Below are 22,676 nucleotides of genomic sequence, written 5' to 3'. Positions count from 1 at the left end.
CCTTTCATTCAATCATCGTGGATATAGATAAAATATTTGCTGATATTAGCAACTACTATTTCCCTTCCAGAGTTCGATCGCTCATGCAAATATACGTGTAGTAGTTAGATATAATAATGACTCATTCTTTGTTTTCCTAAGTGGAGAAACTAATGGGTCGCGCCAAAAAGGTTGTCTTAGCATATTCTGGGGGAGTTGATACCTCAGTTTGCATTCCCTACCTCAAACAAGAGTGGGGTGTGGAAGAAGTAATTACGCTAGCCGCAGATTTAGGTCAAGGTGATGAATTAGAACCAGTTCGTGAAAAAGCCCTAAAATCGGGTGCAAGTGAATCTCTGGTAGCGGATGTTAAAGACAGCTTTGTGAAAGATTACGCTTTTGCAGCGATTCAAGCTAACGCTTTATATGAAAATCGTTATCCGCTAGGAACTGCACTTGCTCGCCCCCTAATTGCCAAAATATTAGTAGAAACAGCAGAAAAATATGGAGCCGATGCGATCGCTCACGGTTGTACCGGTAAGGGTAACGATCAGGTGCGCTTTGATGTTTCCTGTGCGGCGCTAAATCCCAATCTAAAAATCCTCGCACCAGCTAGAGAATGGGGAATGAGTCGAGAGGAAACCATCGCCTATGGCGAACGCTATGGTATCCCCGCACCGGTGAAAAAGTCTTCTCCTTATAGTATTGATAAAAATTTGCTCGGTCGTAGCATTGAAGCTGGTGTCCTCGAAGATCCAGCTAATGAGCCACCAGAAGAAATTTATCAGATGACAAAGGCGATCGCTGATACCCCAAATCAGCCAGAGTACATCGAAATAGGTTTCCAACAAGGTATTCCTACTACCCTCAACGGTGTAGCTAAAACTCCAGTAGCTTTAATTGACGAACTCAATCAGCTAGCGGGAAATCACGGGATCGGTCGCATTGACATGATCGAAAACCGCTTGGTAGGAATTAAATCGCGGGAAATCTACGAATCACCCGCAATGATTGTGTTAATTCAAGCACACAGAGATTTAGAAAGCTTAACTCTAACCGCAGATGTTAGTCACTATAAGCGCGGTATTGAAGAGACTTATACCCAATTAGTTTACAACGGTCTCTGGTACAGTCCCCTTAAAGCTGCTTTGGATGGGTTTATTCAAAAAACTCAAGAACGAGTATCGGGAACTGTGCGACTCAAATTATTTAAAGGTAATGCTACCCTTGTTGGGCGTTGGAGCGATAATTCCCTTTACAGTCCAGATTTAGCCACCTACGGCGCTGAAGATCAATTCGATCATAAAGCGGCTGAAGGCTTTATTTATGTTTGGGGTTTACCAACCAGAATTTGGGCACAGCAAAATAAATAAAATAAAAGTCAAAAGGTAAAAGCAAGTGATTACTTTTGCCTTTTGACTTTTGACTTGATTATTCTCCCGCCGCGCGCTTAACTTGGCGAGATTCTAACCAAATAGGCACAACAATTAAAGCCACTAAAATGAGTAAGGCTGCGATCGCAAAATGGCTCACCCAGGAAACCAATTGTTCTAAAGAAACAACTTTTCCGGCAAAGAAAGCCAATGTTACCATCACGCTTGCCCAAGCACTTGCCCCTGCTAAGTTATATACAAAGAATTTTCCGAAGGACATATCAGCTATCCCCGCTAGAGGTGCAGCAAATATGCGCAATAACGCAAAAAAGCGTCCAAAAAATACAGCCTTAACAGCATTTTCACTAAATTGGGCTTTAATATTTAGTAACTTTTCTTCAGAGATCCGGAATAACTTCCCAATTTGGAGCAAGACATTCCAGCCACCGAGTCTACCAATCCAGTAACCAAAAGTGCCACCAATTGCAGCACCAGCAACGGCGTCCCCCAGCACCAGCCAGTAATTTAGTTCATTACTACCTGCAAGAAACCCACCTACAAGGGTTACGGTTTCACCAGGAAGGGGAATGCCTAAATTTTCTAGCAAAATTCCCAAAAAAATTGCCCAATAACCATAATGGTGGGCGAATTCCTGGATGTTTTCTAGTGAAATCAACTCAAGAGACATTCCGCACCGCCGCCTTTACAAATTTTTACTTGTACTATAATCTTTGCTCTTTTTTGGCTGGGGTGTCAATCAAGCCACCGACAAGATTTAATAGCTTCTACCCTATACTAACTATTATCTCTAGAGTCTTGACGATAGCGCTATTCTCAGGTAATAACATACCAGTATAGTTACTGAGACTAACTATAATTTTTTTATAAAAAATTTATCTGCAAGCTCATTAATGTAAAAATCCTGTAAAAGATACACACGCTACTGTAATTATTAGTAGCTTATGCCTAATATTGTGAAAGTTAAAACAAATTATACGGCATAAGTACTGAAAAATGTTGTCGAAGATGCACTTTTGTCATACCTAACTTATTGAGGTAATTACAGAATTTGCATATCTATAGGCAACTCAGTATCAGTGCCGATTTTCTGTTTTCTGTTATAGTGTTGCAATTAATACCGTGAAAATCATGAATCAGACACAACAAATTCAAGTGGTTTTGTTTAAACCCCAAGGTAGCATCGATTTACAAGGTGGAATCGCCTTAAGTGAGGAAATGTCTCAAGTAGTACCACAACCTCATCAACTCTGGGTTATCGACCTAGCAGCCGTAGATTTTATGGACAGTTCTGGCTTGGTTTCCCTGGTGACAGGATTAAAAGCTGCACATCAAAGTGGCTGTCGCTTGGTGCTGTGCAATGTCAAAGCACCTGTACGCTTGATTTTAGAATTGACTCAGTTGGATTCAGTATTTGAAATCTGTCATACCTATGAAGATGTCATGAATATCACTGAAGATAGTAGGCTGTTAGTAGCAGGGTGAACCTTTATTAATAACAAATTACGATGGTGAGTCAAAGCTGTTTTAGTAATTCTTAATAAATTTTTTATAATTATAGCCTCACCATCATCAACATTAACAGTAAACCTACATACCTTAAGGGCGATTGCCCTTGAGGCTCAGATATGGCAGGGTATTTCAGTTAGTAGGCGATGAGTAGCGGTTGAATTCACCCATAAAGCAAGACTCCCCGCACCTCAAAGCTAGGGGAGTAAATTTTCAGTCAATGTTAATTAATATTAACTATACAGCAGAAATATTAGTTTGGTCGGCAGCAGGACGGGGAAAAGATGGCAGATCGATGCCACTATGGTTGGCATTACGGCTTTTGACTGCCAAGCGGTAACTGACGCTTTGCAGTTCTGCTTGGAGTTGGCGATTTTCTTTTTGTAGGATTGCTACTTTTTCTCGGATTGGAGCCATACGCTCCTCGAATTTGCGCCGATAAATTTGCGGTAACTCTTGAACTACTTGCTCCAACATCCGACTGCGATCGGTGAGTTCTTGGACTGACTGACGCAGTTGGTAGATTTCGGCGTCTCGCGCTGTAATTTGCTCTTGATAGAAAGTCACCTGTTGTTCGACTGCTTGCAATTGTTCTTGCAAAGCTTGCAACTGCTGCATATCTCTTTCCGGTTCCGGTTTTGGGGGAATAAAGGTAGTATTACCCTTTACCAGCCGGAAAAGTTCTTGAGATAATTGTTGCACTAATTGATCGCGAAGTTGCAACTCTTGGCGGAGTTGCGATACTTCATTAGAGAGAGCTTGGATGTCGGATGTATCAAATTGGCTCACAGTGGCTTACAGCTCCCATTCAGAATCTTGTCCACTTTTAGTTAGAATTACGGTCAACTTACTTGCAGTAAGTTGTTGTTAATTTAGCATTACTAACCAAGCCAAGGAGCAAAAAAGGCAGATTTTTTTATAAGTTTTATGTTAATTATTTTCTCAGTGCTGAGTTGCAAGACCTCAGCACCAATTTACTACTACATTGCCTAAGCAGGTACAGCCGCTTTAGCAGCTTTCTCTTCTTTGACTTCCTGTTTAGTTGTCAGGTAGCGAATGACTTCTTCACTTAAGCGCATTGCTCTTTCGACAGGAGCGATCGCAGTTGGTGGCGCAGTGTAGTTAAATTGAATGTAAATGCCATCGCGCTGCTTTTTAATTTCATAAGCCAGACGACGCTTACCCCGATTTTGGATTTGGATCTCACCCGCACCTTGTTCTTTGAGCAAGTTCTGATACTTGTTAATCGCTTGCTCTACCTGTTCGTCTCCTAAATCGGGACGTAAGATGTACATTGTTTCGTAAACTATCGACATGGCTTTGGAGTCTCCTTATGGACAGATTGGCTGCTGATATTGGTTGATACAAAAATCGCAAAAAGGAATCTCAGTATAAATCAACATCTGAAGCAACAAGGAACTATAATCTTACCAGTTTTTAAATTGAATCTTGAGCAAAATTAGCCTGAGTTTCAATTTCTCACCAGAAGCTACCCCTTGACTTCTGAAGTTTAACAGACCAAGGAGCAACTTCAGCAATACCCTCATGGTAAGTTGCTGAGTCACAACAGTGGCAGTTAATTTAACTCCAGGACTAATTTTCATCAGGGGAATTCAGCTAGTGGTTGTCAGCCGCTCAATGTCAATACATATCGGTGGAAGAGTCCAGGCTCTACCTTAGAATATTGATTGTTTGGAATTTCCCCAACAGCTAACTTATGGTGGCTACCAACTAACAGCTTTTAATTGCATCCAAAAGGATATTAATCAAGGTTATGGCGCAGCGCTATGTGCGAGTTCAAAATCCAGAAGGACAGATTTACTATGGGCTATTACAACTATCCTTGAAAGTCCAAGTACTAGATGCTCCACCTTGGCTACAAGGACAGCCAACAGATTTAATTTTGGAACCAGAAAATTATCACATTCTGGCTCCTTGTGCGCCTTCAAAAATTGTGGCGGTAGGTAAAAATTATGCAGATCATGCAGCAGAAATGGGGACGCCTGTACCGAGCGAACCTTTGCTGTTTCTCAAGCCGTCAACATGTATTATTGCCTCAGAGACAGAAATTAAATATCCGTCGCTGTCTCAACGGGTAGATTATGAAGGCGAGTTAGCGTTGATTATTGGCGATCGCACTAGTGATTGTACTCCCGAAGAAGCCCAAACTAAAATTTGGGGTTACACCATCGCTAATGATGTCACCGCCAGGGATTTACAAAAAAAGGACGGTCAATGGTCGCGTGCCAAGGGATTTGACACCTTTTGTCCGTTAGGCCCGTGGATTGTTCGCGAATTAAATCCGGGAGCGAGATTACAAACGTTTTTAAATGACGATGTTAATCCCGTACAATCCAGCTGTATCGATCGGATGGTATTTCCTCCCGATTTTTTAGTCTCCTACATCAGTCAGGTAATGACCTTGCTACCAGGGGATGTGGTGCTGACAGGGACACCAGAGGGTGTAGGCGCGTTGCAATTAGGCGATCGCGTCCGTGTAGAAATTGAAGGCATTGGTCGCCTAGAAAACACCGTGATTGCCCGTTAATCCCTAACGTACCTGCATGTAAACAGCATCAGAAATTGCGGGAATTTCTGCGTAACGTCCCATCAGAGACTGAGCTACAGAATATCCAACTGCTGCAACTAGACCGAGAAAGATGGTGCTGGCTACTGTTTGAATTGCAAAATCTATACCAGGGAGTGCGACAACCCGCAAAACTATGCTGCACAGAAACACAATGATATCTAACAAAATTGCCTGCATGGTGTTATAGCGAATGAAATGAAGAATTTTTTCATTTCTCACCACTAAAAAGAATAAGGCAAAGAAAACAATTAGTTGTCCTATTTGTCCTAAACTAGCGTAAATGGCAATAATTGGTTGCAGAGGCAAAAATACAACTTGTAATGCGGGAAATTGCCTTAATAAGGAAATATAACCGAACATCAACCCATCAATTAAGGGCAATAAATAAGGTAAGCAAGCAAAAATGCGATCGGACACCGTTGTAGACCCGCGCCAAGCCATTGTGCGTTCTCCTGTGGCTAACTAAAATTCAACAGTCACTTGAGCTTAGGTTGACACTCCACGCCCTATAAGGGCGGGGATTCTACATTCACAGACTTGCCGTTAGACAGCAGGGTTACCCCAACAGCCCAAGAGGGCAAATCTCCTGTAGCGTAAGTTCCCGTGTGCCCCACGGTAGCTAGACCTCTTCTCAAAATGTTGATGGCTGCATTGATATCCCTGTCTTCTTGAAACCCACAGTGAGGACAAACATGAGTTCTAGTTGATAGGGATTTCTGTACTTTCTCACCGCAATTAGCACAATTTTGGCTTGTATTGTGGGGAGGAACTGCAATAGTTACCTTTCCATATTTATGTCCAAAATACTCTAACCAACTGCGGAAAGTGTACCAACCAGCATCAGAGATTGATTTAGCTAGATGCCGATTATGTACCAGCCCTTTGACATTTAAATCTTCATAGGCTACCAAATCGTTAGATTGGATCACGGAGTACGCTAATCTCTTGCAATACTCTTTTCGTTGCCTACTTACCCTTAAATGCTTACGGGCATATCTTATTCTAGCTTTGTGGTAATTGTTAGATTGTTGAAGCTTGGCTTTGTGTTTCTCAGGGCTGAACTTCTGAGATTTTTGGCGATTTGCGCGGTTTAACTGTCTTTGTGACTTGCGGTAAAACTGGGGTGAGGGTTCAACATTGCCTTTATTGTCGGCAATGAAGTACTTTAATCCCAAATCAATACCCACTACTTGATTTGTGGGTTGAGTTTCTATTCGCCCATCAACATCGATTGCAAACTGAGCATAGTACCCGTCAGCACGACGCACTAACCGCACACGCTTAATTTGTTTGAGACAAAAGTAGTTCAGGTCATAGGTTCCCTTTAACTTGAGAGTTCCAATACCTTTCTTATCTGAGAAAGTTATTGCCTTTCTGGTTTCTGAAAGCTTCCACCCAGTTGATTTATACTCAACGGAACGGCAGTTTTTCTTAAACTTTGGGAAACCCTTTTTACCCTTAACCTTTTTCTTACAGTTATCGTAAAACCGAGCTATCGCACTCCAACAACGTTCAGCCGCAGATTGTCTAGCCATTGAGTTTAATTCATCAGCAAAGGGAAATTCAGCAGCTAATACCGCACAGTATTTATTTAATGCGTACTTATCTACCTTTGAATCTTTGTTATCCATCCAATAGCGTAAGCACTTATTCTGAATGAATTGGCTAGTAAGAATTGCTTCGTCTATCGCCCGATATTGCTGATTCTTCCCTTTGACCTTAAACTCGTAAACAATCATGGGTATCGACCAATTCACCACATAATTATGCTAACACAAAAAGCATAAAGCCGTCTGAGAACGACGGGGTTTTAGACCCAAATTTTTGATAACGCAGTTGCTTGCGGTTACTAGTAAATCTCAATATTCCTAGTTATTCTATATTCGCAATCCGGAAACCCATCATACATTCATATTGCTCTGGTTGTTGGGCGTTGATGGTGGGTAGTTGTTGACCACAACGCAGTTGGCCTTGGCTCCAACGTGGTTGTCCGCTACGGTCGGCTAGTAAACAAGATTGACAAACCTTAAGGGGTGTGAGGATTTGATCTTCCATGACAATTACTAGCATTCTCTTTCCTCCTGTAAATTCACACTACGATCCACATTTTGATTTAGGGAGGATCGGCTTTTTAGACGCCCCAGCCGGAGAATTACCAGTAAAAAAAGTGGATATTGATTGAATTGGGCAGTGAACGCCTAAAAGTAACCTCTAATGTCTCTTGAGCAATGATGTGCGCGATCGCATTAGCTAAAAGCGATCGCCAAGCAATCAAAATTGCTTAGTAGACTCTATATTTATTGTATGTTGTGTATAGTTAAGTGGAGTTTTTTTAGTAAAAAGTAATACATATAGTAATACATATATTTTTATCTTCAAAGTCCAGCTGAGAGATAGGGGTTAGGGACTAGGGACTAGGGACTAGAAAATAAGAAGATAAATTATCATACACAATGCCCAATGCCCAATGCCCAATGGCCCATGCCCAATGCCCAATGCCCCATGCAATTTCCTTGGTAAAGTTTGGGACTGACATCTCATAATAAATAAGTCAGCAGAAATTAACATCTATTAGCGAAAGTCATTGAACTATAGACGTTTAACTATGTAATCTTGACTGTGGATTGTTGCTACGATGTAACACGCAGCCAAAAATAACCCTTGTGCAATTTCCCTAAGGATAGCTGAAGTGAGTAAGACTAATTCGGACTTTTTGAATGCTAGCGATCCAGCGATCGCGGATTTGTTGAATCAAGAACTTAAGCGTCAACGCGATCATTTAGAGTTGATCGCCAGTGAAAATTTTACCTCTCCTGCCGTATTGGCGGCTCAAGGTTCTGTACTGACAAATAAATATGCTGAGGGACTTCCTGGTAAACGCTACTATGGCGGTTGTGAATTTATCGATAAAGTTGAGCAAATAGCCATCGACCGCGCTAAACAGCTATTTGGTGCGGCTCATGCTAACGTCCAACCCCATTCTGGCGCACAGGCGAATTTTGCCGTGTTCTTGACACTCCTAGAACCAGGCGACAAAATTATGGGGATGGATTTGTCTCATGGCGGACATTTAACCCACGGTTCCCCGGTGAATGTGTCGGGTAAATGGTTCCAAGTGCGACATTATGGCGTTAGCCAAGAAACTGAACAATTAGACTATGAGCAAATTCGCGAATTAGCCCTCAAAGAGCGTCCTAAGCTCTTAATTTGCGGTTATTCGGCTTATCCCCGGATTATTGACTTTGAAAAGTTCCGCAGTATTGCTGATGAAGTGGGTGCTTACTTGCTAGCAGATATCGCCCATATTGCTGGCTTAGTCGCTACTGGTCTTCATCCTAACCCGATTCCTTACTGTCATGTAGTCACCACTACCACCCATAAAACCCTCCGAGGCCCTCGTGGTGGTTTAATTTTGACTGGGGACGCAGAATTGGGTAAAAAGCTGGATAAATCCGTTTTTCCCGGAACTCAAGGCGGGCCTTTAGAGCATGTAATTGCGGCGAAAGCAGTAGCTTTTGGTGAAGCGTTAAAGCCTGAGTTTAAAACCTATTCTGCTCAAGTAATTGATAATGCTCGTGCTTTAGCAGCACAATTACAAAATCGGGGATTAAAACTAGTATCGAATGGAACAGACAACCATTTAATGTTAGTAGATTTACGGTCTATTTGCATGACTGGAAAACAAGCGGATCAGTTGGTTAGTGGTGTCAATATCACTGCTAACAAAAATACCGTTCCCTTCGACCCACAATCACCATTTGTTACCAGTGGTTTGAGATTAGGTTCGCCAGCAATGACTAGTAGAGGACTAGGAGAGGCAGAATTTACCGAGATTGGTAATATTATTGCCGATCGCCTGCTTTCGCCAGATTCTGAAGAAGTTGCGGCTGATTGTCGGCGAAGAGTAGCAGCATTATGCGATCGCTTCCCCCTATACTCTCATCTAGAAATTCCCGTACCAGCATTGGTATAGGGCATTGGGCATTGGGCATGGGGCATTGGGCATTGGGTATAAAGACTTATCTTCTTATTCCCTAACCCCTAATTCTCTAGTCCCTAGCCCCTAGGGCGTGTTTTCAAACCCCGAAAGTAGGTTGCAGAAAGTAGACGCAACCCAACGAAGTGACGTAAATGTTGGGTTTCGTTCCTCAACCCAACCTACAATTAAGTCTAATTTAGAGTTTGAAAACAGTCCCTAGCCCCGAATCTTGTCTGAAAACTTACCTTTTGAAAATACAGATGCCTCCTCAGATTTATCATCTGATTTCCTTCCTCATGGCTGCTGTAGTCGTTCTCTGGACTACACCAGATGTCAGGAACATTGGTATAAAAAGTGGAAATGTAGACCAGCCTGGCGGACGCAAAGTCCATCAACGCCCAATGGTACGCCTGGGAGGAGTTTCGATTTTCGCAGGGACAGTTACCTCTTTACTCATTGTCTGGTGGTTAGGTGGATTTGGCAGCCTACCACCAGACAAGGAATGGCAAATTTGGGGTGTCACTTTAGGCGGTCTCGGCTTCTTTCTCATTGGTTTAGCCGACGACTTGCTGAACTTGTCACCCTTGTCGCGTCTGTTGATGCAAATTATTATTGCAGCTGGCGCATGGAAAGCGGGCGTAAGTATAGATTTTGTTACCATTCCCTATGTCGGCATTGTGAATCTATACTGGCTGAGTTTACCGATAACAGTCATTTGGCTAGTGGGGATGGTAAATGCTATTAACTGGATTGACGGTTTAGATGGATTAGCGGCTGGGGTATCGGGAATTGCAGCTTTAGTCATGTTGGTTGTCGCCCTGTTTATGAACCAACCAGCCGCCGCCCTCATAGCCGCCGCCTTGGCTGGTGCAGCACTAGGATTTCTCCGCTACAACTTCAACCCCGCACAAATCTTTATGGGAGATGGCGGGGCTTATTTTATGGGCTTTACTCTAGCCTCTGTAGGTGTAATTGGTTTGGTGAAAATTCCCGCTTTTACAGCAGTATTATTGCCTTACTTAATTCTCGCGGTTCCCATTGTCGATATGTCAGCCGTGATTTTAACTAGATTGCATAGCGGTAAATCTCCCTTTACAGCAGATAAAAGCCATCTGCATCATCGCTTACTCAAGGCTGGTTTATCCCATCGTTGGACAGTATTATTTATTTATTCTTTAACCCTCTGGGTGGGCAGTTTAGCATTAGCTATTGCTGGTATCCCTAGTGGTATGACATACGCTTTTGCAGCTACTTCAGTTATTAGCTTTGCTATTTGGCGAGTTTGGAAGCTTTCGCGGTAAAATAATAAATCTTTTTTGTTAAAATTTGATTCCTGAATTTCCAGGTTTTCTCAACCTCTCCCCATTGCGGAAGCAGGTTTAAACAGGGATTCATATAATTTAAAATCAAAATCTATGAGTGCAGAAATTATTTGTGTGGGTACAGAAATGCTGTTAGGGGATATTCTCAACAGCAATGCTCAATATTTAGCCAAACAATTAGCCCAATTAGGTATTCCCCATCACTATCAAACCGTAGTTGGAGATAATGTTGAACGACTCAAGCAAGTTATGGATATTGCTACTTCTAGGGCACAAATTTTAATTTTTACAGGTGGACTAGGCCCCACCCCAGATGATCTTACCTGCGAAACCATCGCTGATTTTTTTGGCGCGCCTTTGGTAGAAAAGCCGGAAATTATTGAAGATATGACGGCGAAATTTGCCCAACGGGGTCGGGTAATGAGCGCTAATAACCGCAAACAAGCTTTGATTCCCCAAGGTGCAGATATTTTACCTAATCCCACAGGCACAGCACCAGGAATTATTTGGCAACCTCGTCCAGGAGTAACAATTTTAACCTTCCCCGGCGTACCCTCGGAAATGTATCGGATGTGGGAAGAAACCGCAGTACCTTTTCTCAAAAGCCAAGGTTGGGGTCAAGAAATTATTTACAGCCGTAGTTTAAGGTTTTGGGGAATTGGTGAATCGGCTTTGGCAGAAAAAGTCTCCTTTTACTTTGATTTAACTAATCCCACAGTTGCGCCTTACGCGGGTAACGGAGAAGTGAGATTGAGAGTTTCTGCTAAGGCGGCTTCGGAAGCAGTAGCAGCAGATTTAATTGCACCGATTGAAAAAGAAATCAGAGAAATTGCTGGCTTAGATTATTACGGTGTGGATAATGATACCTTAGCTGTGGTAGTGGGTAAGTTATTGCAGGCATCGGGAGAAACTCTATCAGTAGCGGAATCCTGTACTGGTGGAGGATTAGGGCAGATGTTAACTGATATTTCTGGTAGTTCGGAATACTTTTGGGGTGGTGTAATTTCTTATGACAACTCCGTGAAAGTGGGTATGTTAGGCGTTAACCCAGAGGATTTAGATAAATTTGGCGCTGTGAGTGCTACTGTTGCTGAACAAATGGCGCTGGGAGTCAAAACCCGCCTGTCTACAACTTGGGGATTAGGTGTCACTGGTATTGCAGGCCCAACAGGGGGGAGTGATACAAAGCCTGTAGGTTTGGTTTATGTGGGTTTAGCCGGGCCGAAGGATGAAGTCACAAGTATTGAGTATCGCTTTGGCTCAACGCGCACTCGTGCTTATATTCGCTATGTTAGTGCCTGTGGTGCATTGGATTTCCTGCGGCGCAAGTTAGTTACAAGGGTGTAATACCAATTATCTGTGAGGCTGCACATTAACGCCCTCACCCTCAAGGGTGGGGCTATAATTACAAAGCCTGCCTGCGCAGGCTAGATTATATGCATCTTCATATTGAATTGGGATGATGCGATTTAATTAATATTAGCCGTCATCCATTCAGGATGCGGCTAGTTTAACACAGGCTGCAAAGGCAAGTTAGGTATATGGAATTGTGATTTAATTACGGTTGAGCTTTTGTTTAATTGTCTCTATTACCTTAGCTTCTGCTGGTGTAATTACTCCATCTAAATGAGCAATTCTATGGCATTGAGCTATTAGAGGTACAGCAAAATCACTGTTAACTTGCTTAAGTAAACTGTCTAAAGATGGTGGTGATTTAATATTAGTAGCGATCGCATCGATTGATGCCGGACTGAGATTAGCGGTTTGCAATTCTGGCAGAATCTCTTCCCAAGATTTATTTGGATTACCTGCTAAAACAATATGAACTAAAATTTGATCCATAATTTTTTCTTGGGATATAGCAGCTTCGAGATATCTTTCGCTTTCTATCTGAGCATCTACTAATGTTGCTTGTAAGGTTAAGGGATTTTGCTTTGCTTCATAAAATTGACAAGCAGCATAACCCAAGGCATAAATCATGACTGCATTGGAACTAGCACCAATTACTGCACCTGCTACTGGTAGATTTCGCAGCAAACCTAACCCTGCTTTGATTGCTGTCTTTCCACCTATACCTAAACCAAAAATTGCTACAGCTTCAGATTTTCGTTCGCTATCTGTTAAATTCATCCCATAAGCAGCAGCAATTTGATAAACTAACTCCACTGATAATGCAGCCGTAGCCGCAAAATCGACAGCAAACATGGCTGCGGCTTGTCCTGGCGCTAGACTGCTAGCTAGTCCTGTTCCTCCAGCAAAAACAGCTTTTTCCAACATCAAATGATGAGCAATTTCTCCTGGTTTTTGATTGGGGTGTTCTTGCTGTAACTTTTTGACAGCAGCCTCAGCCTTAACTATATCTATCTTTTCGATAAAGGGATTCAACCAATCCTGATTTAAAGATTTGATTGCTAATCTCAACGGGGGATTATTACCGACGATTGCTAGTGCTTGTCCTGCTACTTGTGTTGCTTGTATCGCAGCACTACCAATAGCTTCACCAACACCCATAGCGGCTCCTGCAACCGCCTGTCCAGTTTGTACAGCACCATCTGCTACACCACAAGCTACACCACCAATAGCTCCACCAATTCCCATAGCGGCTCCTGCAACCGCCTGTCCAGTGTGAAAAGCTGCACTACCTACTGCATCTGCTGTACCTGCTACTACCCCAAATAATGAGTCAAAGAAAGATGGTTCTTTTATAGATAATTGACTATCTTCTTTTGTTGTGGTGACTACTGTGACGGATTCGGTGACAACATCTGCTTGAAGCGTTGACGCAGATGAATCTGGCTGTAATTCTAATTCTTGTTGCCAATCAGGAAAATCTTCACCAGCTTCTCGCCCAAATATTTTGACCTTTTTAAAAGTTTGGCTACCTAAATCACTTAATCCATGATGAATTAGCGGTACTAATGAATTTTGCTCTGGGATATTTTCTGACTCTAGCATTACCTGTAAACAATCTTGTTTCAGGCTAGTTTTTGCTGTAATGCTGGGTAAGCCTAACCACTCAATTATCAAAGTGTTAATGGCGTTTGCATCACCCTGTTTAGCCAGTTCGAGAGTATTTAGCTGTGTCATATTGAGGATGGATGAAGAAGCTTACTGATAACCTAGTACACTTACGCGGAAGCTAAAACTCAAAATTATCCAAGCTTATAAAGTAGGCTTTTCGGCTATTTTGATTGAATTTCGCTTTATATCCACATTGCTGTACTAGTTTCAGTATTCCCATTCATGGGTAACTTCTAACACTCTATGTAACTTCGCAGGGTGTGTTGTGCTGTAGGTTAACAGACTTTGAATTGTTGATGGTTGTCGGTGCGTTGCGATCGCTGATATCTTGCACCTACACCCTATAAGGGTGAGGCTATACAAACCAAGCCTGCCTACGCAGGCTAATAAACTTGATTTTTCGTCTTATTATTTTCTAATTGCTCTAAACTCCCATGCAAAACATGGGAGCGAGGTATAATTGGGGTTTTGCCTTAAGTTAACACTCAATTAATAATGAGTCGCGGATTTGCGATGATGCACTGCTGTAACACCGTCTTGATTTAGCACTTTGCCATTCTCGACAGTTGCATAAACTAGCCAATGATCGCCGGATTCCATGCGGTTCTTGACAGAACATTCTAAATATGCTAATGCATCATTAAGAATGGGAGAACCGTTTTCAGCTTCTTGTGTGGCGACATTAGCAAATCTATCTTGTCCGGGGCCGAAGGGTTTGAGGAAGTGTTTCATCAAGCCTAAATGATTTCCTTCTTTGAGGATATTTAGGACAAATTGATTCCCTGTGTGTGTTAGGGATTCGACGGCGCGGTCTTTAGCTACGGCTATGGTTAAGCCAGGGGGACTAAAGCTAGCTTGCGCTACCCAGGAGGCTAGCATGGCGCTGGATATATCGTCTTGCTTGGCTGTGAGAACGCATAGAGAACCAACAATTCGCCCTACTGCTTGTTCTACAGTGGTGGCGGGTACGCTTTGCGATCGCACTTTTTTCGCTTTCTTCAATGTTTGCGCAAAGTCGGTTCCGGCTTGTTCGCACAGTTGCAAGGTGACATCGTTGGGTTTGAATTTGACGCGGATGGTGTCAAAACCAAAGCGATAACCTGCGTCTTTGAGTTTACTTTCAATTAAATCGACGGCTTCACCACTCCAGCCAAAGGAGCCAAATACACCCGCAAGTTTATTATTAGTAGCGGTGGCCAGGACAATCCCTAAAGCTGTTTGTACTGGCGTGGGTGCATGACCTCCCAATGTAGGGGAACCCATGACAAAGCCAGCAGATTTCTCTACAGCCGCGCGGATATCTTCTGGATCTGTAAATTCACAGTTAATCGATTCTACAGCCACACCTGCTTTGGTGATGCCGCGAGCGATCGCCTGAGCTAATGTAGCTGTATTGCCATACGCTGATGCATAAATTAGTGCAACTGTCAAGTCTGCGGAAGTTTGTTGCTGACTCCATTCCCGGTATGCTTTGGTGAGTTCAATTAAGGCATAACGTACCAAAGGCCCGTGTCCAGTGGCGTAAATTCTGGCGGGGAAATCGGCTAGTTTATCTAGGGCTGTTTCCACTTGACGGGCATGGGGAGCCATCAAACAATCAAAATAATAGCGGCGGTCTTCGTTAATTGATTCCCAGCCTTCATCAAACACCTGATCGCCACAAATATGCGCCCCAAAGAACTTATCTGTATAGAGAATTTCCGTTTGGGGGTCATAGGTGCAGAGGAGGTCTGCATAGCGGGGGTTAGGGGTAGGGATGAATTGTAAATCGTGACCCTTACCTAAATTTAGGGTTTCATCCCCCCGCATCACCAGAATTGGTAAGTCTGGGTTTTCTAGCGCCCCACGTAAAGCGATCGCCCCAGGATTAGAACAAACAAAGGTAATTTGCGGTGCGACTTCTAGCAACGCTTTTAAAGTCGCGGCGCGGTTGGGGTTGACATGACCCAAAATTACATACTCAATAGCTTTGACATCATATCTTTGCTGCAAAGCATTTAAGTAGATTTGCGTAAAAGTTTCGCCAGGGGGGTCAATTAGGGCGAGTTTATCACCTTGAATTATGTATGAATTAGCTGTTGTACCCTTAGCTAAGGCATATTCAATTTCAAACCTTAACCTTGACCAACTGCGCGATCGCAGTACGGTGGTATCTGTAGCTATCGGGAAAACTTGAACGTCACGAGGTTTAGTAGACATAGGGCATGGGGAATAGGGCATAGGGCATGGGGCATGGGGCATGGGGCATTGGGCATTGGGCATTGGGCATTGGGCATTGGGCATGGGGCATTGGATATATTTCTCTCTTCCCTAGCCCCTAGTCCCTAGTCCCTAGCCCCTAGTCTCTAGTCCCTAGCCCCTAGCCCCTAGTAATGGTTACCAACTTTACGATGATGCACAGCAGTCAAGGCTTCTGACTTAGATACTCGTCCGGCGGAGACGGTGCTGTAGACTGCCCAGTGATCGCCGCAATCCATCCGGCTTTGGACTTCGCACTCGATATAAGCTAAGGCATCGGTGAGGATGGGTGCGCCGTTTTCGGCTGGCTGGGTTTTTACGCCTTCAAAGCGATCGGCACCAGGGGCGAATCGCTTTAAGAAGTGCTTCATTAATGTTTGATAATTGCCTTCTTCTAAGATGTTGAGGACAAAGCGATCGCCTACTTGCATAAGTGATTCAATCGCCCGATCCTTAGCGACTGCAATGGAAAATCCTAGAGGTTTAAAGCTGGCTTGGGCTACCCAAGAAGCTAACATGGCGCTCTTCACATCGCCTTTTTTGGCGGTGATGATATATAAACCGCCGCTAAGTCTCCCCAGGGCTTTATCTAAGTCAGCACTCAGAGATTTCATCGCTTTAATACTGCGATCGCGTGTTACCCACTGAGCTAAGTCTGTACCAGCTTCTTCACACTGTTTATAAGTGTTTTCGCTGAGGGTTTGTTTAATGCGAATTGCAGGGAAAACTGTTGTTAGTCCCAAATTGCGGAACTTAGTTAATAAAGGATCTATTGGTTCGTCATCGCCGCCGCCAGTTTCAAATATACCAATGCCTTGCTTTTCTTTTACAGAGCCTAAAACGGTGCTGAGGGCGGCTTGGATATTCGCAGAACTGGAAACCGGCGGTACACCCACCACTAACCCAGCACAACGACCTACTAATTCTCGCAGTTCTTGTAAATCAATGCCAGAACCTAAATCTACCCATTCTATCGCTACCCCAGCTTTGTTGATACCATTGGCAATGGCTTGGGCGAGGCGATCGCTATGACCGTATTCCGAAACGTAAAATATGCCAATGACTGTTTCTGGTTTGGGTTGGGTTTGACTCCAACTGCGGTAAAGTCCGGTAAGTTTGGTAACGTTGTGATAAAGTAAGGGCCCGTGACCGGTACCAATCATTTTTACTTCGGGAAGTTCGCCCATGCGCTTTAAAGCTGACAGTACTGACCGCGCATTCGGCCCCATTAAGCATTCGTAGTAATATTTAAAATCCGCCTCAATTGCTTTTAAATCTTCATCAAAAGTACTTTCGGTACAATAGTGCATCCCGAAAGCGTCGCAGGTGTAGAGAGTTTGCGTTTTATGGTCAAAACTAAAGATAGTATCCGGCCAGTGCAGGTTAGGGGCGATCACAAATTCAAATTCATGACCGTTCCCAATATCCAAGCGATCGCCATTTTTGACAATCCGGCGTTTAAACGGCTGATGTACCAAATCTTCCAAAAACTGAATTGCTACTTTTGAAGCAACTACAGTAATATTCGGTGCTATCTGTAATAAATCTTTCACTAAACCGCTATGATCTGGCTCAGTGTGGCTGACAATTAAATAATCAATTTCTTGAGGATTAATCAGCCCTGTGAGCGTATCAAAATATAGCTGACGAAACTTTTCATGGGAGGTATCAACAAGCACGGTCTGCTCACCGCGAATCAAAAATGAATTGTAAGTTGTACCGTTTTGCAGACCAAATTCAATATCAAAGCGATCGCGATCCCAGTCCAAAGAGCGAATAGCTGTAGTATCTTCAGCAATATCCACAGTCTGAATGGTTAGCCTTTTTTCAATTCTTTCGGTGAGCGCTACCATAACTCCCCTCCTTGACAAAATGAGTATATTTTCCTCTAACTTTATTTTGACATGGCAGGATTGTAAATTTTTATTAAAAAATCTATAGGTAACTTAAGAAAATTAAATTGGGCATGGGGCATGGGGCATTGGGCATTGCAAAGAAGGATATTTAGGAGTCGTGAAAGAACAAGTGGGTAAAACAGACAATATTTGGTTGGCATTGGAAATTGGCAATACTCGGCTACATTGGGCGTTATTTATCGGCGCAAAGCTTGACTGTACCTGGGATACCGAATATTTACCAGAATCAGTCATCCAGCAACTAGCACAATCTCACACACTGGCTGACTTACCCCCAGAAATTTCATTCCCTGCCCCCTGCTCCCTGCCCCCCCTCCTCACCATCGCCTCTGTAGTTCCCAGTCAAACAGCACTGTGGCAAACTTATCCTCATGTGCGGGTAATCACCCTAGAGCAAATACCCCTCAAAAACATCTATCCTACATTAGGAATCGATCGCGCTTTGGCTTTATGGGGTGCGGGTAAAACTTGGGGATTTCCCATGCTGGTAATTGATGCGGGAACAGCACTGACTTTTACAGCTGCGGATGCTAACCAGTATTTAGTGGGAGGAGCGATTTTACCGGGTTTGGGCTTGCAATTTGCAACTTTAGGGCAAAAAACCGGACAATTACCCCAAATAGAGACAGAATCTCTTGTATCTCTTCCGCCACGCTTCGCTTTAAGTACCGCAGAAGCGATTCAAAGCGGTGTGATTTATACCCTGTTAGCTGGAATCAAAGACTTTATTGAAGCGTGGTGGCAATTATATCCAGAAGGGAAGATTGCGATTAAAGGAGGCGATCGCACTTTACTATTCAATTATCTCCAAATTTTGTATCCCGCGATCGCATCCCGTTTAACTGTAGAACCCAATTTAATCTTTTGGGGTATAGCCGCCCTTAAAAGCCACGTTTGATAAAGTAAAAGTCTGAACATTATCAAACAACAGCTATGTACGTGCTAATTGGTGGATCTGGTTTAGTCGGACTCAGCCTAGCGCAGAAATTAATCGAACTAGGACATACTGTAGCAGTCATTGACATCGATCCTAATGCTTGTCGCTACGCCCGCGAGCAAGTAGGCGCGATGGCTTTTGAAGGTAGCGCCGTCAGCACACAAGTTTTATTAGAAGCAGGAATTCGCAAAGCCGATGCTTTAGCAGCTGTGTTGCGGAGTGATGCGTTGAACTTAGCAATGGTAACCCTCGCCAAACATTACGGCGTTCCCCATATTGTGACGCGGATGCGCCATTCCGATTTTGCTGAACCGTTTAAATTAGCTGGAGCTAATCATATTATCGGCGCAGTTGAACTAGCAGTTTCCACAATGGTGAATGCAATTGAATATCCCCAAGTAGAATCAATGATGCATTTTGAGCAAGGACAAATCGAAGTTTTAAAACTAGCAATTCCCAATAAGTGCTATGTAGTAAATCGCAGTATTGCCGAAATTGCTCAGGATTCACGCTTTCCTACAGGTTCTCTAATTATTGGCTATCAACCCCATCCTAATGAAGATTTAACTATTCCTAACGGTAGTACAGTCTTAGAACCTGAATCAACTATACTAGTTGTCACCAAACCGGGTTCATTGCATCAAATGATAGATTTTATTGAAGGCTGTAAATAAATTTAATGAAGCTATATATACGTTTTTATTTAATAGCTGCCGTTTTGATTTTTCTAGTAGCTTGTACATCACCCAATCAACCGCAAAATTCACAATCTCCAAATAATAAAACTACATCCTCTCAACAAGTTGTCACTCTAGACAAAAATTTTCCTGTAGCAATGGGTCAAACTATATATGTACCCATATATTCCCATATATATCATGGTGATGAACCGCAACTTTTAAACTTAGCCGCTACCTTGAGTATTCGCAATACAGATTTAACTAATCCGATAATTATTACTACTGTGCGTTACTATGATTCAGAAGGTGCATTAATTAGACAATATTTAGACCAACCGATTCAATTAAAAGCTTTAGGTTCTACAGAATTTTTTATTAATAGAAGAGATACCAGTGGCGGTTTAGGCGCAAATTTTATTGTCGAATGGGTATCTGCAAAAGTTATTTCTGAGCCGATAGTCGAAGCCGTAATGATAGCCACAGAATTTCAACAAGGTGTGTCTTTTGTGAGTACTGGTAAAGTTATTAAAAATGTCAAAAACTCTCAAACCACATCTGTAAAGTGATGAATTAAATGATATACCTGGGATTGCCATAACATATTTAGTTTTATTCCGGGCGACTTACTTATTCCAAAATGCAATCTAAAACTTAACATTGAAACCCTTACAAGGGCAGGGAAAACCATACATGTCAACTTAAGCTCAAAACCTTTCTATATCTCGTTGCCAGCCTCCGGCTGGAAATGCTTATTGCGAGGCTCTGCCTCGAAAGCTGATAAATTGAGGCAGTAGCCCACAGATTTTCGCTCCCACGCAGAGCATGGGAGCTAGATGAAATGGGGGTTTATTAAGTTGATACCAATGGGGAAACCCCGCCCCTACGAAAAAAAATCTTAATTACGTAAATAGCAGCTTCAAATACCAAAATCGGCAGAAATAAATTTAAAATCAGCGAATCATTCAACCCAATACGTTGTGGTAAAAGTTCTGTGATTGCTAAACCTGCTAAAACTAAACCCGCAACATAAGAAACTCGTAACCAGCGCGACAGTAAAGCAACAACGGTGGCTACGAGTAAAAGAATAATTGAAACCGTGACTAATTCAGCTACATTCACTGGTAAATCTTGTTAAAAGAAACCTACGAAAATCTAAATTTCTTAATTTTGAATTCTGAATTTTGAATTGCTTTGATATATTCCTGAATATCTTCAGCCACCAGCCCTACACAAGATTCTGGTAAATTATCGCTAGCGTGAGGAATAATTTTTAATTCAGCGTGAGGTAAAAGTTGATGGTAAGTTTGACTCCTAGCTAAAGCATCAGGGGTATCTTTACCACCTTGTAAAATTAACACAGGATTTGCTAACAGGTGCAATTTGTCTTGAAGATATTCTGCTGCAATTTCTGGCTTTGGTCGGTTAAAGAGTAATTGACAGGCTGTAGATTGTTGTAGTAGAGTTTTACGCTTTTGTAAATACTTTTCAATTTTGCTATGCAAACCGAAAATTTTCATGATTGGTAGGAGCGATCGCAAAATTTGAAATAATAATTGTGGCGCATCCACTAACCACTGCATCTTTTTCCATCTTTTCTCTTGTCCTTCTACTTTCACACCCTCTGGTGATAATAATATTAAACCCTCTACTTGCTCTGGATACTTCAAAGCATAGCTAGCAGCAATCCACCCGCCTAAAGAATGTCCGATTAAATACACATTCTCCAGCTTTAACGCTGCTAAAAACTCAGCTAAACACTCTACTTGTAACTCAACACAGTAGTGAACATTAGGATTATCTGACTCCCCACAACCTAATAAATCTGGGGCGAAGCAATGAAAATTATCTGCAAGAGATTCCATTACTGATACCCATTGGCTGCTATCATTCCAAGCACCATGTAAAAAAATAATTGGCGTTCCCTGACCGACTTCGCGCCAGAATAATAGCCCTTGAGACAGTTTTCTCCGGGAGTTACGAAATAGCGTATCCATCTGAATTTTAACGATTAAGTTTTAGCATAATAATCAATAATCATTGCACAGTAAATATAGGCCAATGACTATATGACTAAAAAATATGAAGTGTAAAGAATGTAGATACAAAGCGACTTGTAAAGATGCCAATTCAAAATAATCTTTACATACCCCAAGAGTAGATGCTGCCAAAATTCGAGGTTTGTCCCTTCATACTTTATACTTCATACTGCAGTTGACTACCGAATAAGTAAATATTGTTATGCCACAATTGTCAAGCCATTTAAATAGTCTTGTAATTGCTGAGAGTGGTCATGAGACATTGGTTCTAGAGGTAGGGAATTAGGAGAGAATGCTTGGATTTCTGTAACTTCCAATTTATCCTGAATTGCCATCACACCTTGAACTTCAGCTTCCACTGCAACACAAATCGAATGAATTCGCGGATCTCGGCTTGGCGAAGAATAAACCCCAACTAAACGGCGGATTTTTACTAACTCCAAGCCAGTTTCCTCCAACAATTCTCGGCGGACTGTACTAGGAATATCTTCTCCCCAATCGACCATACCCCCAGGTAACGCCCAGAGGCCATTGTCACTGCGCCTAATTAGCACAATCCGACCATCAGGTAGGACGGGGATAATGCTGGTACCGGTAATGGGATGACGGAAAATTATCCCCAATACCGTTTGCCCAAAGCGCCATAAGCTACGTGTAGACTGTAAAGCTATAGTAAACAAAGCAAGAATGTTCAATCTGCAAATTTGTGTATTGTATTCTAAAATTCCTGACCAATTAACATAACTGCTTAAATACAAAAAAATTAGTTGTGTACTATACAAAATGTTAATGGTTTGGAGTTTTCATTCTAGCATTTTCTTAGAAGAAGTTCCTTGAGGGATGCAGTTTTGATAAATCAGCTTGTATTTACAATCAGTAAAACTGATTCATTAGCTGAAATTTTATCAATATCAACTAATAATTCCAGTAATTTGTCCGATAATTCATAATTAATTAGTAAAATATACACCAGCTAGGTTTACATATAAAATCAACAGTATCATCATGCTTTTTTACTTGATTTCATCTAGATTTATTAGGCGATCAATTCCATAAATACATAAATTTTTTATCAAGA

The 22,676-nt window shown here is 42.3% G+C and carries 20 protein-coding genes and 1 pseudogene; 9 read left to right on the top strand and 12 right to left on the bottom strand.

Going from position 1 to position 22,676, the window contains the following annotated elements; translation table 11 throughout:
* The first annotated feature begins 152 nt into the window (after positions 1-152).
* Positions 153-1,352, top strand: coding sequence for an argininosuccinate synthase (locus H6G08_RS15685; protein WP_190544255.1), 1,200 nt, complete (start codon positions 153-155; stop codon positions 1,350-1,352).
* Between the two features lie 58 nt (positions 1,353-1,410).
* Here the strand turns inward: H6G08_RS15685 and H6G08_RS15680 are convergent, their stop codons facing one another.
* Positions 1,411-2,040, bottom strand: coding sequence for a DedA family protein (locus H6G08_RS15680; protein ID WP_190544252.1), 630 nt, complete (start codon positions 2,038-2,040; stop codon positions 1,411-1,413).
* A 461-nt stretch (positions 2,041-2,501) separates the two neighbouring features.
* Between H6G08_RS15680 and H6G08_RS15675 the strand changes: the two genes are divergently transcribed.
* Positions 2,502-2,855, top strand: a complete 354-nt coding sequence (locus H6G08_RS15675; RefSeq protein ID WP_190544248.1) for an STAS domain-containing protein — start codon at positions 2,502-2,504, stop codon at positions 2,853-2,855.
* Between the two features lie 261 nt (positions 2,856-3,116).
* On the opposite strand, the gene H6G08_RS15670 is transcribed toward H6G08_RS15675, so the two are convergent.
* Both H6G08_RS15670 and rpsF read right to left on the bottom strand, forming a co-directional pair.
* On the bottom strand, positions 3,117-3,668 hold the full coding sequence (locus H6G08_RS15670) for an Npun_F5560 family protein (protein WP_190544245.1): 552 nt from the start codon (positions 3,666-3,668) through the stop codon (positions 3,117-3,119).
* Between the two features lie 200 nt (positions 3,669-3,868).
* The gene (gene rpsF / locus H6G08_RS15665; protein WP_190544243.1) at positions 3,869-4,195 is read right to left on the bottom strand and encodes a 30S ribosomal protein S6; all 327 of its coding nucleotides are present in this window, start codon (positions 4,193-4,195) and stop codon (positions 3,869-3,871) included.
* A 458-nt stretch (positions 4,196-4,653) separates the two neighbouring features.
* On the opposite strand from rpsF, the gene H6G08_RS15660 reads away from it, so the two are divergent.
* Positions 4,654-5,427 carry a fumarylacetoacetate hydrolase family protein gene (locus tag H6G08_RS15660; RefSeq protein ID WP_190544239.1) on the top strand — a complete coding sequence of 258 codons (774 nt, stop codon included), beginning with the start codon at positions 4,654-4,656 and terminating at the stop codon, positions 5,425-5,427.
* Between the two features lie 3 nt (positions 5,428-5,430).
* On the opposite strand, the gene H6G08_RS15655 is transcribed toward H6G08_RS15660, so the two are convergent.
* The 3 genes from H6G08_RS15655 to H6G08_RS15645 all read right to left on the bottom strand — a co-directional run bounded on the left by H6G08_RS15655 (position 5,431) and on the right by H6G08_RS15645 (position 7,539).
* Positions 5,431-5,910: a Tic20 family protein gene (locus H6G08_RS15655; protein ID WP_190544234.1), complete on the bottom strand. Its 480-nt coding sequence runs from the start codon at positions 5,908-5,910 to the stop codon at positions 5,431-5,433.
* Positions 5,911-5,975: 65 nt separating this feature from the next.
* The gene (locus H6G08_RS15650; RefSeq protein ID WP_190544232.1) at positions 5,976-7,208 is read right to left on the bottom strand and encodes an RNA-guided endonuclease InsQ/TnpB family protein; all 1,233 of its coding nucleotides are present in this window, start codon (positions 7,206-7,208) and stop codon (positions 5,976-5,978) included.
* Positions 7,209-7,341: 133 nt separating this feature from the next.
* Positions 7,342-7,539, bottom strand: coding sequence for a hypothetical protein (locus tag H6G08_RS15645; RefSeq protein ID WP_190544229.1), 198 nt, complete (start codon positions 7,537-7,539; stop codon positions 7,342-7,344).
* A gap of 619 nt (positions 7,540-8,158) precedes the next feature.
* Here H6G08_RS15645 and glyA point away from each other — a divergent pair.
* The 3 genes from glyA (at position 8,159) to H6G08_RS15630 (ending at position 12,117) form a co-directional block, all read left to right on the top strand.
* On the top strand, positions 8,159-9,442 hold the full coding sequence (gene glyA, locus H6G08_RS15640; RefSeq protein ID WP_190544226.1) for a serine hydroxymethyltransferase: 1,284 nt from the start codon (positions 8,159-8,161) through the stop codon (positions 9,440-9,442).
* A gap of 266 nt (positions 9,443-9,708) precedes the next feature.
* Positions 9,709-10,749: a glycosyltransferase family 4 protein gene (locus H6G08_RS15635; RefSeq protein ID WP_190544223.1), complete on the top strand. Its 1,041-nt coding sequence runs from the start codon at positions 9,709-9,711 to the stop codon at positions 10,747-10,749.
* A 114-nt stretch (positions 10,750-10,863) separates the two neighbouring features.
* Positions 10,864-12,117 (top strand): competence/damage-inducible protein A, encoded by a 1,254-nt coding sequence (locus tag H6G08_RS15630; protein WP_190544220.1) that lies wholly within the window; start codon positions 10,864-10,866, stop codon positions 12,115-12,117.
* 207 nt (positions 12,118-12,324) lie between these two features.
* On the opposite strand, the gene H6G08_RS15625 is transcribed toward H6G08_RS15630, so the two are convergent.
* The 3 genes from H6G08_RS15625 to H6G08_RS15615 form a co-directional block, all read right to left on the bottom strand.
* Entirely contained in the window at positions 12,325-13,857 is a 1,533-nt protein-coding gene (locus H6G08_RS15625) for a hypothetical protein (protein WP_190544217.1), read from the bottom strand.
* A gap of 423 nt (positions 13,858-14,280) precedes the next feature.
* Positions 14,281-15,990, bottom strand: a complete 1,710-nt coding sequence (locus H6G08_RS15620) for a diflavin flavoprotein (RefSeq protein WP_190544348.1) — start codon at positions 15,988-15,990, stop codon at positions 14,281-14,283.
* A gap of 167 nt (positions 15,991-16,157) precedes the next feature.
* Complete coding sequence (locus tag H6G08_RS15615) at positions 16,158-17,882, bottom strand: diflavin flavoprotein (protein ID WP_190544215.1); 1,725 nt, start codon at positions 17,880-17,882, stop codon at positions 16,158-16,160.
* A 160-nt stretch (positions 17,883-18,042) separates the two neighbouring features.
* On the opposite strand from H6G08_RS15615, the gene H6G08_RS15610 reads away from it, so the two are divergent.
* From H6G08_RS15610 to H6G08_RS15600, 3 genes are read left to right on the top strand one after another with little or no spacing between them, the layout of a single operon-like run.
* A complete protein-coding gene (locus H6G08_RS15610; protein WP_313941859.1) occupies positions 18,043-18,843 on the top strand; it encodes a pantothenate kinase in 801 nt (266 codons plus the stop codon).
* Between the two features lie 35 nt (positions 18,844-18,878).
* The gene (locus tag H6G08_RS15605) at positions 18,879-19,556 is read left to right on the top strand and encodes a potassium channel family protein (protein WP_190544212.1); all 678 of its coding nucleotides are present in this window, start codon (positions 18,879-18,881) and stop codon (positions 19,554-19,556) included.
* 5 nt (positions 19,557-19,561) lie between these two features.
* Positions 19,562-20,128, top strand: a complete 567-nt coding sequence (locus H6G08_RS15600) for a DUF3124 domain-containing protein (protein ID WP_190544208.1) — start codon at positions 19,562-19,564, stop codon at positions 20,126-20,128.
* Between the two features lie 340 nt (positions 20,129-20,468).
* Here H6G08_RS15600 and H6G08_RS15595 read toward each other — a convergent pair.
* The 3 genes and pseudogenes from H6G08_RS15595 to H6G08_RS15585 form a co-directional block, all read right to left on the bottom strand.
* Positions 20,469-20,681 (bottom strand): annotated as a pseudogene (locus H6G08_RS15595) (cation:proton antiporter); the annotation flags it as partial.
* Positions 20,682-20,704: 23 nt separating this feature from the next.
* Positions 20,705-21,556 (bottom strand): alpha/beta fold hydrolase, encoded by an 852-nt coding sequence (locus H6G08_RS15590; RefSeq protein ID WP_190544205.1) that lies wholly within the window; start codon positions 21,554-21,556, stop codon positions 20,705-20,707.
* Positions 21,557-21,798: 242 nt separating this feature from the next.
* On the bottom strand, positions 21,799-22,293 hold the full coding sequence (locus H6G08_RS15585) for an NUDIX hydrolase (protein ID WP_190544203.1): 495 nt from the start codon (positions 22,291-22,293) through the stop codon (positions 21,799-21,801).
* Positions 22,294-22,676 lie beyond the last annotated feature (383 nt).

This window comes from Calothrix anomala FACHB-343 (genome assembly GCF_014696435.1).
Classification (GTDB): Bacteria; Cyanobacteriota; Cyanobacteriia; order Cyanobacteriales; family Nostocaceae; genus Aulosira; species Aulosira anomala_A.
The sequence above is the reverse complement of the archived record's forward strand: the minus strand, read 5'-3'. Positions and strand labels throughout refer to the sequence as shown.

Excerpts from the sequence above, each read along its gene's own strand:
- H6G08_RS15675 (WP_190544248.1), top strand. The coding sequence starts at position 2,502 with ATGAATCAGACACAACAAATTCAAGTGGTTTTGTTTAAACCCCAAGGT.
- H6G08_RS15680 (WP_190544252.1), bottom strand. The coding sequence starts at position 2,040 with ATGTCTCTTGAGTTGATTTCACTAGAAAACATCCAGGAATTCGCCCAC.
- H6G08_RS15625 (WP_190544217.1), bottom strand. The coding sequence starts at position 13,857 with ATGACACAGCTAAATACTCTCGAACTGGCTAAACAGGGTGATGCAAAC.
- H6G08_RS15615 (WP_190544215.1), bottom strand. The coding sequence starts at position 17,882 with ATGGTAGCGCTCACCGAAAGAATTGAAAAAAGGCTAACCATTCAGACT.
- H6G08_RS15650 (WP_190544232.1), bottom strand. The coding sequence starts at position 7,208 with ATGATTGTTTACGAGTTTAAGGTCAAAGGGAAGAATCAGCAATATCGG.
- H6G08_RS15660 (WP_190544239.1), top strand. The coding sequence starts at position 4,654 with ATGGCGCAGCGCTATGTGCGAGTTCAAAATCCAGAAGGACAGATTTAC.
- rpsF (WP_190544243.1), bottom strand. The coding sequence starts at position 4,195 with ATGTCGATAGTTTACGAAACAATGTACATCTTACGTCCCGATTTAGGA.
- H6G08_RS15685 (WP_190544255.1), top strand. The coding sequence starts at position 153 with ATGGGTCGCGCCAAAAAGGTTGTCTTAGCATATTCTGGGGGAGTTGAT.
- H6G08_RS15600 (WP_190544208.1), top strand. The coding sequence starts at position 19,562 with ATGAAGCTATATATACGTTTTTATTTAATAGCTGCCGTTTTGATTTTT.
- H6G08_RS15620 (WP_190544348.1), bottom strand. The coding sequence starts at position 15,990 with ATGTCTACTAAACCTCGTGACGTTCAAGTTTTCCCGATAGCTACAGAT.
- H6G08_RS15635 (WP_190544223.1), top strand. The coding sequence starts at position 9,709 with ATGCCTCCTCAGATTTATCATCTGATTTCCTTCCTCATGGCTGCTGTA.
- H6G08_RS15590 (WP_190544205.1), bottom strand. The coding sequence starts at position 21,556 with ATGGATACGCTATTTCGTAACTCCCGGAGAAAACTGTCTCAAGGGCTA.
- H6G08_RS15655 (WP_190544234.1), bottom strand. The coding sequence starts at position 5,910 with ATGGCTTGGCGCGGGTCTACAACGGTGTCCGATCGCATTTTTGCTTGC.
- H6G08_RS15605 (WP_190544212.1), top strand. The coding sequence starts at position 18,879 with ATGTACGTGCTAATTGGTGGATCTGGTTTAGTCGGACTCAGCCTAGCG.
- H6G08_RS15645 (WP_190544229.1), bottom strand. The coding sequence starts at position 7,539 with ATGCTAGTAATTGTCATGGAAGATCAAATCCTCACACCCCTTAAGGTT.
- H6G08_RS15630 (WP_190544220.1), top strand. The coding sequence starts at position 10,864 with ATGAGTGCAGAAATTATTTGTGTGGGTACAGAAATGCTGTTAGGGGAT.